Source organism: Lujinxingia vulgaris (assembly GCF_007997005.1).
Taxonomy (GTDB): domain Bacteria; phylum Myxococcota_A; class Bradymonadia; order Bradymonadales; family Bradymonadaceae; genus Lujinxingia.
This window is the reverse complement of the sequence record NZ_VOSL01000031.1, coordinates 1-13,096: the sequence shown is the minus strand read 5'-3', so window position 1 is coordinate 13,096 and position 13,096 is coordinate 1. Positions and strand designations below refer to the sequence as shown.

At 66.5% G+C, this 13,096-nt stretch carries 7 protein-coding genes; 6 read left to right on the top strand and 1 reads right to left on the bottom strand.

Annotated features, from left to right (window positions below):
- Positions 1 to 126: 126 nt before the first annotated feature.
- Both FRC96_RS06700 and FRC96_RS06695 read left to right on the top strand, forming a co-directional pair.
- Positions 127 to 3,450 carry a choice-of-anchor Q domain-containing protein gene (locus FRC96_RS06700; protein ID WP_146973734.1) on the top strand — a complete coding sequence of 1,108 codons (3,324 nt, stop codon included), beginning with the start codon at positions 127 to 129 and terminating at the stop codon, positions 3,448 to 3,450.
- A gap of 92 nt (positions 3,451 to 3,542) precedes the next feature.
- A complete protein-coding gene (locus FRC96_RS06695) occupies positions 3,543 to 6,872 on the top strand; it encodes a choice-of-anchor Q domain-containing protein (protein ID WP_146973733.1) in 3,330 nt (1,109 codons plus the stop codon).
- Positions 6,873 to 7,023: 151 nt separating this feature from the next.
- On the opposite strand, the gene FRC96_RS06690 is transcribed toward FRC96_RS06695, so the two are convergent.
- The gene (locus FRC96_RS06690) at positions 7,024 to 8,436 is read right to left on the bottom strand and encodes a cytochrome c oxidase assembly factor Coa1 family protein (RefSeq protein ID WP_146973732.1); all 1,413 of its coding nucleotides are present in this window, start codon (positions 8,434 to 8,436) and stop codon (positions 7,024 to 7,026) included.
- Between the two features lie 210 nt (positions 8,437 to 8,646).
- Here FRC96_RS06690 and nikR point away from each other — a divergent pair, with 210 nt between their 5' ends.
- Genes nikR through FRC96_RS06670 form a run of 4 tightly spaced genes read left to right on the top strand, consistent with a single transcriptional unit; the run spans position 8,647 to position 12,755 of the window.
- Complete coding sequence (gene nikR / locus FRC96_RS06685) at positions 8,647 to 9,090, top strand: nickel-responsive transcriptional regulator NikR (RefSeq protein ID WP_146973731.1); 444 nt, start codon at positions 8,647 to 8,649, stop codon at positions 9,088 to 9,090.
- 2 nt (positions 9,091 to 9,092) lie between these two features.
- The gene (locus tag FRC96_RS06680; protein ID WP_146973730.1) at positions 9,093 to 9,851 is read left to right on the top strand and encodes a hypothetical protein; all 759 of its coding nucleotides are present in this window, start codon (positions 9,093 to 9,095) and stop codon (positions 9,849 to 9,851) included.
- A gap of 4 nt (positions 9,852 to 9,855) precedes the next feature.
- Complete coding sequence (locus FRC96_RS06675; RefSeq protein WP_146973729.1) at positions 9,856 to 10,590, top strand: hypothetical protein; 735 nt, start codon at positions 9,856 to 9,858, stop codon at positions 10,588 to 10,590.
- 35 nt (positions 10,591 to 10,625) lie between these two features.
- Positions 10,626 to 12,755, top strand: coding sequence for a TonB-dependent receptor (locus FRC96_RS06670; protein WP_230469951.1), 2,130 nt, complete (start codon positions 10,626 to 10,628; stop codon positions 12,753 to 12,755).
- The last annotated feature ends 341 nt before the right edge of the window (positions 12,756 to 13,096 follow it).

Here is a 13,096-nt window from a genome sequence, read left to right as displayed (position 1 = left end):
TGGAAAGCATGCCTGCGCCCCTCATACGTTCGGGGCGCCCTGCCCGCGAGATCGCCTCGTTCGGGCCGCGACACCACGTCATCCAATTCGGGGGCACACATCGCTCCCGTCGACCGAGAGCCTGCGATGTACAAACTCCTCTGGCTTGCCCTACTCACCCTCTTTTTTCCGGCAGGTGCTGGCTGCGGCTCCGACCCCGTCGACACGCCGGACACCGGCATCGAAGAGCCCGACGGGGGCGGCGAGGACACCGACCTCCCGGAAGGCCCGCAGCCTCGCCTTGTGATGCCCGATTCTCTGCAGCTCAGCGCCGAGGTCGGCGCGCAGGCATCGACGACCTTCGTCGTGCAGAACATCGGCGACGCCGCGCTGGAGCTGACGCTGAACAGCCCGCGCGACTGGGTTTCGCTCTCGCAGACGGAGCTCAGCCTGGGCGCTGGCGAGGAGGCCAACCTCACGCTCAACGCGCAGTGCCGTGATCGCGACGAGGTGCGCACCGACGACCTCCAGATCAGCAGCAACGATCCGCGCGCTGCCGGCCGCACTCTGGCGCTGACCCTGACCTGCGGCGACGCCGACGCCCCCGCCCGCCTGACCATCACCATCGACGGACTGCCCGCCGGACTCCCGCCCGACCTCACCGTCAGCGGCCCGGGAGGCTTCGCACAGACCCTCGACGCGGCCTTTAGCTTCGACGCGTTGACCCCCGGCGAGTACATCGTGCGCGCCGAGGAGGTCGGAGAGGATCCGATCTTTGCTCCGGTCGAAGAACGCCAGCAGGTCGAGGTTCTACCGGGCCGAGAGCAGGTCGTCTCGGTGAGCTATGAGGCTGCGCCGGGCTCGCTCACCATCGCGACAAGCGGGCTTCCCGCCGGCGCCAGTCCCACCCTCACGCTCACCGACAGCCAGGGCCAGACCACCGAGGTCGACGCCAACACCACCCTCAACAACCTCCCGCCCGGCGACTACACGCTGGTCGGCGACGACCACATCGAGGGCGACGCCACCTACAGCGCCGCGCCGCTTGAGCTGAGCATTGCGAGCCGCCAGACCACCGAGGCCACCCTGGCCTACGCCGCCGGCCGCGGCTCTCTGGAGGTGCGCGTCGAGGGGCTGCTCGGCGCTGCCCCCTCCATCGCTATCGCAGGCCCCGACGGCTTCTCCACCCTGATCGACGAACCCACCACGCTCAGCGCGCTGGCCCCGGGTGAGTACACCCTGGTGGCCGACGACATCATCAATGGCCCGGAGCGCTTTGAGGGCGACACGCAAACGGTGACGGTGCGCAGCAACGAAGTCGCTCGCGCCACCCTGACCTACACGCTCGTCCCCGGCGAGCTTCAGATCGAAGCCCTGGGCGTCCCCTCCGGCAGTAGTTTTGTGGCCGAGGTCACCGGCCCCGGCTTCAACCAGAGTGTCTCATCAAACACCACCCTCACCGGTCTGAACCCGGGCAACTACAGCGTGGTCTTTGAAGACATCGTCGGCTCCTCCTACCTGCGCGCGGTGCCCGGCCAGGTCGACCTGACGGTCACCAGCGACGGCCCCACCCCGCTTGCACAGGCCACCTACAACAGCGTCACGGGCACCCTCAACGTCGACATCAGCGCGCCGGCCGGCGCCACCCTGCTCTTCGTGCTGCGCCGCCAGGGCCAGTTCATCGAGGAGTTCTCGATCACCGGCTCCGCCTCGCGCACCTTCACCGTGAGCCCGGGCACCTACACCGTTGAGCTGGCCCAGACCCCCACCGACGCCTACGGCAACCCCCTCTCGCTTAACAGCGCCAACCCGGCCATCACCGTCAACGCCGACGCCGAGGTCGACCACACCCTCAGCGTGGGCTCTCCGGCGGTCGTCACCAACGGCGACAACGCCGGGCCAGGCTCGCTGCGTCAGGCCGTGCTCACCGTCAACCCCGGCTCGGTCATCACCTTTGCTCCCGGCGTCACCGAGGTGCTGCTCAGCAGCAACCCCGTCGAGATCCGCAACAACCTGACCATCCGCGGCCCCGGGCAACCCGGCGACCTGATCATCCGATCCAGCGGAAACACCAAACATTTCAACATCTTAAGCGGCAACACCGTACGCATCGAATACCTCACTCTGCGCGACGGCCAGGCTCAAGACGGCGGCTCGATTGAGAATCGCGGCGAGCTCTCGCTAGCGCGGGTGGACTTTCTGGACAATCACGCCACGCGCTTTGGCGGCGCCCTTTACCACTCCGGCGGCTCGGTGCGCGGTGACTTCGTGCGCTTTATCGGCAACAGCGCCGACGACGACGGTGGAGCGATCTTTCAGAACTTCGTCTCCAGCACGTTTTACGACACGCTCTTCGAGGCCAACACCGCGGGCGGCGTCGGCGGCGCCTTCCGCATGAACTCCCGCTACGACTTAAACCACCGCATCACCACGGTGCGCTCGCTCTTTGATAACAACAGCGCCAACAACGGCGGCGCCGGCTACATCATCGGTCGGGCACGCTTCGCCCACACGACCTTTGCCCACAACGAGGCCGACCGCGACGGCGGGGCCCTCTACCATGCCAACCCCACCGGCGTTTACCCCTACGAGCTTGATCTGGAGTACGCGACGCTTGCGTATAACACTGCTGGCCTCAAAGGCGGTGCCATCTACAAAAACATCGAGGCGACTGCTCAACTTAGCAATAGTCTGGTGGCCGAAAACACCCCCACCGGCCTCCATACCGAGTCCTTCGCATCCACCTCCAAATACACAACACTGGGTCGCAGCGTGCTGCAGGGGACCTATCAGACGGTCGATTTCGGCACCGGTGACCACCGCATCACCAACGAGAGCGTCCTGAGCCTGGGGCCGCTCTCTGATAACGGCGGGTTCACCCACACCATCGCCCTGGGCACCGACAGCGAAGCCTACCGACGCATCATCCCCGCCATCTGTGATCCCTACTTCGACCAGCGCGGCGCTCGACGCCCCGATGACCCGAACAATGGAAGCTGCACCTCGGGAGCCTGGGAGCCCGGCACAGCGCTGAGCGAGAACAGAGAGTTCTTCAGCGCACCGATCCTGGTGCTCCTCCCTCACGCCTACGGCTCGACCACCCATATCGGCCGCGGGGGGCTCGCCTTTGAGATCACCGATGCTCAGCGTGCTGTCTACAACGACACCATCGAGGGTGACGGGGTGCTGCTGCGCTCCGGCACCGGCCGCATCGAAGTCACCCATCCCCAGGGCGTCAACCGCATCGCTTTTGAGTACCGCAAAGCCTACGAGGGCAGCTCCAGCCGTACCATTGAGCTGCGCGTCAACGGCCAGATCGTGGCCACCACCCCGAGCTTCGGTGCGGGAAGCGGCGTCGATGACACCGTGTACACCCTGGAAGCCGACAACCTGGGCATCACTGGAGAAGCCAACGTGGAGATCCGCAACCTCGGCGCCCAGACCACCATCGACAACTTCGTGTGGGAGTGAGCGTGCCGGCACCTCTCCACCCTGAATACACCACGTCATTTCACACGCGATTCAAACGCTATTTTCCTCGACCTCTGACGTACGAGCAAACCATGAACCTACAACGACTTTATGCCCTCTGGGCGCTTCTTCTACTCCTGGCCGCCTGCGGCACCGAGCCCGGTGACGACACCCGTGAACCGGACGCGGGCATCGTCGACGACGCCGGCGACGACAGCGATCCGGGCCCCACAGCCCGCATCGCGCTTCCCTCCAACCTCGAGCTCAGCGCGACGCTGAACAACGACGCCACCGCCAGCTTCACCGTCGTCAATGTTGGCGAAATCGCGGTCGATTTGAGCGTCGAGGCCACCCAGAGCTGGCTCTCGCTCGATACCGAATCGCTGGCGCTTGAGCCCGACGCCCAGGCATCCGTCTCACTGACAGCCACCTGCCGCGAGCTCGACGAGGTGCGCACCGGCACCCTCACCCTGGCCGATGTCGCCGCCGGGGTGAGCGCCGAGATCAACGTCATCCTCATCTGCGGCGACGCCGATCCGGAGGCCTCTCTGGAGGTCGCCATCGCCGGGCTTCCCGACGCTCTTGAGCCGCAGGTCAGCGTCAGCGGCCCCGATGATTTTGAGGCCACGCTCACCGACTCCCGGACCTTTGAAGACATCGTCCCCGGCACCTATGTGGTGGAAGCCGCCCGTGTGGGCGAGGGCGCGATCTATGAGGCGGCCTACCCCACCCAGGAGTTCGAGGTGGCGCTGGGCCAGGATCTGCTCGCGGTGGTCGAATACCTGCCGGTCCCCGGCCAACTTGAAGTCAGCGTCGCCGGCCTCCCCGCCGGCGCTCAGGCGGCTCTCGATGTGATCGACGCGGACGGCGGCGTCACGCGTCTTCCGGCCAACGCGCAGCTCGACGCCATTGAGCCCGGCGACTACACCCTGACGCCGGCCGATGTCAGCGCGGGCGGCACCCTCTACAGCGCCACCTCCCAGACCTTCAGCATCACCAGCGAGCAGACCACCAACCTCACCGTCACCTATGAGGCGGGCCTGGCCAGCCTCACCCTCACCATCGAGGGCACCGGCGGCATCGAGGCCGATGTCACCCTCAGCGGGCCCAACGGCTTCTCGCAGCACCTCACCGAATCGACCACCCTCAACGCACTCGAGCCCGGCGACTACACCCTGACGCCGGCCGACCTCACCGAGGGCCCGGCCCGCTACCAGGCGTCCGAATCCACGCTCACCCTGGCCGCCGGCCAGCAGGCCAGCGCCACGCTGACCTACGAGGTCGTGCGCGGCGAGTTGGCGATCGAGGCCGATGGCCTCGAAGGTGCCAGTTTTAGCGTGCGCGTCGAGGGCCCCGAGGGCACCCTCAACGAGCTCGGCCCGCTCACCCTGAGCGATCTTCTCCCGGGCGACTACGTCGTCACCTTCATCGGCCGCACCCTCAATGGCGAGACCCTCAACGCCTCTCCGGGAAGCGTCAACGTCACCGTCACCAGCGACGGCCCGGCCGCCCTGGCCCAGACCACCTACCTGGGCACCACCGCCACCCTGCGTGTGGCCCTCAACGCCCCTCCCGGCGCCGCGCATAGCTTCGAGCTGCGCACCACCACCGGCACCGTCGTGGAGACCTTCAGCTTGAGCGGCACCACCACCCGCGAGCTCACCCTGGAGCCGGGAAGCTACACGCTCGCGCTGGTCAACTCCCCCACCGACAGCGGCGGCAACGCGCTCAACATCACCGGCGCCGGCGGCACCTACACCTTGAGCGGCGGTGACGTGGTCGACGCCACCATCACCTCCACCTCCCCGGCCTACGTGACCTCGGCTGCCGACAACGGACCGGGCTCACTGCGCACGGTCATCAACCTGGTCAACCCCGGCAGCACCATCACCTTCGCCCCCGGCGTCTCGCCCATCACCCTGAACAGCCGCATCACGATCAGCAAAGACATCACCCTGATTGGCCCCGGTCAGCCCTCCGAGCTGATCATCCGCGGCGCCGGCAGCAACGGCCTCTTCGACATCGATCGCGACCGGCGCCTCACCGTGCAAAACCTCACCCTGCGCGACGGCAATGGCGAGTACGGCGGCGTGGCCCGCGGCGAGGGCTCAATGAGTCTGCTCAACGTCGATCTTCTCAACAACAGCGCCCAGGTCAACGGCGGCGCCCTCTACCTGACCCGCGGCTCGCTCAACGCCTCGGGCGTGCGCGCCATCGGGAACTCCGCGCTCAACGAAGGCGGCGTCTTCTGGCTGCGCGGCAACGAGCCACTCATCGTCGACAGCCACTTTGAAAACAACTCCGCCACCGAGCTCGGCGGTGCCATCTTCGCCAACACCGAGTTCCGCACCGACAACGACGGGCTCTACCTGCGCCGCAACCTCTTTAAGTCCAACAACGCCAACCGCGGCGGCGCCGTCTACCTCGACAGCCTGGGCCGCATCGAAAACTGCACCTTTACCAACAACAGCGCCACCGAGCGCGGCGGGGCTCTCTACCAGGACAGCTTCCTCAACGGCATCGCCAACGACGACCCCCGTCTTCTGCGCCTGGCGTTTAACACCTTCTCGGGCAACATCTCCGCCCAGGGACGCTCCATCTGGAAGAGCCCCATCTCGCCACTGGAGCTGCGCGGAAACCTCATCGTCGAAGACAGCGGCTTTGCCCTCTACGTCCCGGTGGAGGAATCCCTGCAGGAGGTCGTCTCGCTGGGCTACAACATCATCGCCCCGGTCAGCACGACCGTGATCGATGAGCTGGCCACCGACATCATCTCCGACAACGCGCTGGCCTCCACCGGCCTGCAGGCTTTGAGCGATAACGGCGGCGCCACCCACACCATGGCTCTGAGCAGCGGCGCGGCCGCCCTGGGGCGCGTGCCCGCCGCCCAATGCCTCAACTTCGACAACGCCCCGCTGACCACCGACCAGCGCCGCGCCCCTCGCCCCAACGCCGGCTTCTGCAGCGTGGGCGCCTGGGAGAGCAGCCAGCCCATCAGCGGCACACTCGAAGACTTCTCCACCACCGGCCTGGAAGGCACCGGCTATGAAAGCGGAACCTTCACCGGCACCAGCGGCCTGACCTTCGTCTACACCGACGCCCGAAACGAAGATCAGTACCCCATCGACGGCGCTGGCATCATGCTGCGCGCCGGCGGCACCCTCAGCACCACCCTCCCGGCTCCGGTCGACGTGATCAGCATCGACTACCGCAAAGCCTTCACCAGCACCGCCGGCCGCGCCGTCGAGATCTGGGTGAACGGCCAGCAGGAAGCCACCAGCGGCGCGTTTGGTTCCATCGCCGGTGAAGATCCCACCATCTACACCCTCACGGCCACCGGGCTGAACCTCACCGCTGACGCGCAGCTTGAGATCCGCGTCAACGGCGCTCAGGTCGTGCTCGACAACCTCGTCTGGCAATAAGCGCGCCGACGGAGTCGCCATCGCAACGCAAAACGCCCCGGGCCGAAAGCCCGGGGCGTTTTGCATTCAGGCACACGCCGCCACAGCCAACTCGAACAACCTGTTGATTTATAAGGACTTTCAGACAACCACAACCCGCACCACAACCTGTTCAGGGCAGCTTCGACTCGGTGCATTGGATCACGTTGATCACCCGATCCTCCACCTTCAAAAGCCCACCGCGCAGCTCCCACTGGCCATCGGAGCCTTTGGTCGCCGTAAACCCATAACTCCCTCGCCCCTTCGATCCGCTCACGGGCATCTGCCAGGCCGCGGATCCACTACCGGGCGAGGTCTGCGTCGTTCCGGTCTGACACCCGACCATCGCAATGCCGACGTCTTCGCCAAGCGCCTCCTCCACAAGCCCGCAGCTCTGCAGCGGCCCGAACACCACCTCTTCATACCCCGACATTTTGGCGGCAAAACGCCCGCAATTCGTGCCGAAGACAAGCGAGGTGACGATCGCCACAAAAAAGATCGAGCCGAACATCGCCCCGCCTTTGCCCCCACCGCTTTTTGCTACTTTCCCCCGCGACGCCGACGCCATCGCGCCAACAGGCTGACGCACCCCGCGCCCTTTTGAGCGCGACGCCGCCCTCGACGACAAAGATTGCAACGCGGGCCGCGCCACCACCTCTCGCCGCGCTTGAAGCACCTTTAGCATCGAGCCCCGCGCCCCACGCAGGGTGAGCGGCCCGCCCATCGCTTCTAACGCCTCCAGCGCCTCACGGGCTGTGCGGTAGCGATCGTCGACATCCGGCGCGAGCATCCCGTCAAGAAAGCGCGCAAAGGACTCCGAGACGTTGATCGCCCCCCGAAAATCCAGCGTCATCCGCCGCACGGGCAGCTCCGCCGGATGCCGCCCGCTCAAAAGATGCACCGCCGTCGCCCCCACCGCATAGAGATCTGTGGCCGGCACCGCGCGCCCCATCAGCTGCTCCACCGGCATGTAGCCGGTGGTGCCCACGATCGTGGAGCCGCCGGTGTCTTCGGCGGCCAGCGTCTGCACCGCCCCGAAATCGATCAGCGCCAGGCTCTTGTCCGGGCGCTCCATCAGGTTGGTGGGCTTGATGTCGCGGTGAATCATCGGCGGGCTCAGCGCCTGCATGTACACGAGCACCTCCAGCAGCTCCGCCACAAGCGCTTTGACCTGCGCCTCGGTCCAGCGCCGCCCTCGCTCCACCTCCGAGCCCAGGTCGCGCCCCTCGACATAGGCCTGCGCCAGAAAAAAACGCTCCCCGCCCCACCCATCATCGAGGTGAAAAGCCTCTTCATACGCCGGAATCGCCGGGTGCGAGAGCGCCTGCAGCGCCTGCCCCTCCCGCTCAAAGAGCTCGATGGCCTTCCAGCTCTCCACCCGCGCCACGGCCAGCTCTTTGAGCGCCACCTGCCGCCCGTCGGCGGTGGTCGCCAGGTAGGTCACCCCGTGCGCCCCCTCTCCCAGCACCCGCTCCACCCGATAGCGCCCCGCCAGCAGACGGTTCAACTCCGCGATCGACGTGCTCGACAACCCCATATCGTTCATCTTTCAAACCTTTAAGCTCCACGCCCGCGATCGGCGCCAATCTCACGTGACATCAGCCGCGCGAGTATACGCGAGGCGCCCGGTGCGACAACGCGCCACGCCACGCTCCAAAAGATCCTTCTTGCTCGTCATCGACGCCGGTGTTACGCACCATCAACTTCGTAACACACCCCATTTCGGGGTAAGACGTCGTAACCGATGGAGTTCCCTATGTCTGACCTCACCCGCGCCAGCATCGCCGTCGACGCCGAACTTTTAGAGCGTTTTGACGCCTGGATCTCAAACAGCGGCCACTCCAACCGCTCCGAAGCCCTGCGCGATCTCATCCGCCAGCGCCTGGCCAGCGAGGAGTGGGAGCAGGCTCAAAACGCCGTCGCCACGGTCACCCTCGTCTACGACCACCACAAGCGCGGCCTGAGCAAAGAGCTCGAAGACGTGGGCCATATCCATCACCACGCCATCATCGCCTCGATGCACGTGCACCTCGATCACGACACCTGCCTCGAAGTCATCACCCTGCGCGGCGCGCCGGCCGACCTCAAACACGTCGCCGACCACCTCATCGGCATGAAAGGCGTGCTCTTTGGTCAGGCCGTCTACAGCGCGCTCCCCAACGCCTCCACCGAGCACACGACCGGGCACTCCCACCCATGAACATGTCTACGAAAATTCAAACATTTACACTCGCCGCGCTCATGGTCACATCCGGCTGCGGCGAATCGCAGCCCCCCATCGAAGTCGCGATTCCCGTGGTGGTCGACGCCACCGGTCCTGGCAGCGCGGAGACCGACCTTGGCTACCGCATCGAACTCACCGAGGCCCGCTTCGCGTTTGGCAACGTGCGTTTTCTGACCGGGGGAAGCGAGCACGCCAGCCTGCCGGCTCGCGCCTATGACCTCGTGATTCCCAGCGCCCGGGCCCATCCCGGCCATAGCGAAGGCGGCGAGGTGATGGGAGAGCTCCCGGGCGAGTATGAGGTCGACTGGGTTAGCGAAGGTGATCGCGACCTGGGCAGCGCCACGCTGCTCGAAGGCGACTACACCTCGGCCTCCCTGACCCTGGCGCGTTTCAGCGAAGCTCCCGAGCTGAGCATTCGCCTCGCCGGCACAGCGACGCGCGAGGGAGAAAGCACCGACTTCACCTTTGAGGTCGCTGCCCCCGAGGGGCGCGAGATCACCGCCATTTATTTTCCGCACGCCATCACCTCCGAGCTCGTCCCGGATGGCCTGCTGCGCTTTCGCTTCGTTTTTGAAGAGGTCTTCGGCCAGGGCCACCTCTTCGATGGCGTCGACTTTGAGGCGCTGGCCACCGGGGGCGTCGTGAGCTTTGGCGCCACCGAAAACGATCCCATCTACCTGGAGGTGCGCCGTCGCCTCCTCTCCCACGACCACGTTAAATTTCAACTTCAGGAGTAACGCCATGTTCAGCCCCACCACCCGCACCACCGCCCTTGCCAGCCTGCTTCTTCTGCCCCTTGCCGCCGCCTGTGGCGAAGGCGACACACAGAGCCCCGAGGGCCAGGGCATGCTCAATGTGTATGTCTATGGCGAAGAGTTCGTCGAAGAGGGCATCCCCGCCGACGCCATGAGCGATGGCTGGGCGATTGATTTTGAAGGGTTTGCCGTCGAGGTGACCTCGGTGACGGTCGGCGACGCCGCGTTCAGCGACGCCACCACCATCCAGATCGCGCCCCCCACCGAGGGCGAAGGCCACCACCTGGCCGAGCTCCCCCTCGACGCCGGCACCTACGAGAGCGTGGACTACGCCCTGGGCACCATCCGCGTGGTTGGAAGCGCCGAAAAAGAAGGCGTCACCAAAACCTTCGACTGGACCTTCGAGGTGCCCACCACCTACGCCGAATGCCACACCACGGTCACCGTCGAGGCCGACCAGAGCAGCCGCCTGGAGCTGACGATTCACGCCGACCACCTCTTCTACGACAGCCTGGTCAGCGAAGACCCCGCGCTGGTCTTCGCCCTGCTGGCCGCGGCCGATGGCGACGATGAGAACGACGACATCTCCAGAGAAGAGCTCGAAGCGGCCTCGGTGGGCACCCTGGACGTCGGTAACGAAGAGATTGAGAACCTCTGGGAGTGGCTCGAAGCCCAGGTCGCAACCCTCGGCCACATCGACGGCGAAGGACACTGCCACTGATGGTTTCAGACCGTTCAACCAGGGGGCGGCGCGCGTTGAAGCGTGTCGCCCTTTCTTTGCTCGCCATGTGCATGGTCACGCCGGGGGGCATGCCCTCGGCCTTTGCGCAATCACCGACGGACACGGCTGATGCCCCCGCGATCGATGCCCTGGCACCCGATCAGGCCGACGCAACTGATCCCACAGACGAGCCCGACGACACCTTAAGGGTGACCGTCCGCGCCAACCTGCCCCGCACCCTGACCAGCGCCACGATGACGCTGGGACGCCAGGAGCTCGACGCCGCCCCGGCTCGAAACGCCGAGGAGCTTTTGAGGCAGGTGCCCGGCCTCACGCTGATTCAGCACGGCAGCGAGGGCAAAGGCCACCAGTTCTTTTTGCGCGGCTTCGACGCGGTGCACGGCGCCGATCTGGAGCTGACGCTCGGAGGCGTCCCGCTCAACGAGTGGAGCAACATCCACGGGCAGGGCTACATCGATCTGGGCGTGGTGCTGCCCGAGGTCGTGGAGTCGATGCACGTCATCAAGGGGCCTTTTGCGCTGCATCAGGGGCTCTTTGGTATGGCGGGCACCGTGGACTACCGCCCCGGCGTCTCCCCGCAGTATCTCGATGGCCAGGCGCTGCAGAGCCACGTCGCGCTGACCGGCGGCACCACCGGCAGGCTGCGCCTCTTTGGCCGCCACGCCAGCGCCGACGGCGCCTCCTTTGCGGCCGCCGAGCTCATGCGCGACGCGGGCTATGGCCAGCAACGCGGCATCGAGCGCGCCACCCTCAACGCCTCCACCTCCGAGCTCCGGCTGGCCGGCGGGCGGCTCAGCACCTTTTTTGCCGCCGGCGCCTCCCGCTTCGAGCTCCCCGGCACCCTGCGCAGCCCCGACGTCGACGCCGGCCGCATCGGCTTCTACGACGCCTACGAAGATGTGGGCCGTGGCCAGTCCGCCCGGGCTCTTGGCGCGGCCACCTGGCAGCGCCGCGGCGCGTTGACCTCCGGCGATATGCTGCGCCTGCGCGTCGACGGCGCCGCCCGCGACCTGGTGCTCTTTGAGAACTTTACCGGCTACCTGGACGACCCAGTCGAAGGCGACCGCACCCGCCAGGCGCACCGCACCTTCGGCGGCGGCGCGGATCTCTTTTACTCCCGACCGCTCATCGAACGCCTGAGCTTTGTGGGCGGCGCCCACCTGCGCGGCGAACATGTTACGCAGTCCGAGCGCGGCGTCGACGCCGAGCTCGCAACCACCTCCACGCTGCGCGCTCTGCGCGGGGTGCAGTCGAGCTTCGGCGCCCGCGCCGGCCTGCGCCTTCAACCCACCTCCACGCTCCGGCTGGATCTGGGCGCCCGCCTCGACGCCGCCTTCCTCCGCGCCACCGACACCACTTCAACCTCCACAACCGACGCCACCGGCCAGAACCTGCTCGTCGCCGCCTCCCCCCGCGCCTCGGCCCGCTACAAGCCCAACGATCGCTGGACCTTCTTCGCGGCCTACGGCCGCGGCCTTCGCCCCCCCGAACTCCGGGCATTTGCCGGCGCCTCCGACGAGCTCGTCGCGGCCTTCTCCCAATCCCACGCCGCCGAGCTCGGCGCCCGCGTCTTCCCCACCGACTGGCTCGGCATCACGCTGACGGGCTTTGCCACCCTCCTCGATCGCGAGATCTTCTTCGACCACCTCTCCGCCACCACCATCGAGCTCCCCTCGAGCCGCCGCCTGGGCGCCGAGATCTTTCTCGACATCCACCCCACCGACTGGATGCACCTCAGCGGCGATCTGACCTGGGTCGACGCCCGCTTCACCGACCCCGAGTTTTCCAACCTCAACCAGCCCGTCCCCCAGGTCCCCACGCTCACCGCCGGCGCCCACTGGGTCGTCACCCACCCCTCAGGCCTGGGCGGCGGGCTGCGCTTTTTGGCCGTCGCCCCCCGCAACCTCCCCGCCGGCGCCCGCTCCGCCCCCCTGACCCGCTTCGACGCCACCCTGGGCTACCGCTGGCGCCGCTGGCAGGTGGGACTGGAGCTCGAAAACCTGCTCAACCAACGGCTGCGGGAGGGCGAGTATGTGTATGCGAGCCACTGGCAACAGGGCACGAGCGGCAGTCGCCTGCCGGTGCTCCACCAGAGCGCCGGGCCGCCTTTCAATGCGCGGTTGACGGTGTCGGCGGAGTTTTGAGGGGGCGCTCGGGTTTGCGGGGTGGGTTGGTTTGGCTGCGCGTTCCGGGTTCGCTTTGTGGTTGGGGGGTTGGGTGGTTGGGTGGTTGTGGAACGCTCGGGTTTGCGGGGTGGGTCGATTCGTGTGGGCCACCGGGGTTTGCAGTTCGAGAACGAGCACCAGGACGAGTACGAGGACCAGGACGAGGACCAGCACCAGTACGAGTACGAGTACGAGGACCATGAGGTTCCTTCAATTTCCCGGACACATCGAAGAGAATGGTTTTAGTAACCACAACGAGGTGTTCCGATGAGCAGACAATATCCCAAGGACTTCAAGACCGAGGCCGTCCGCCTATCCAA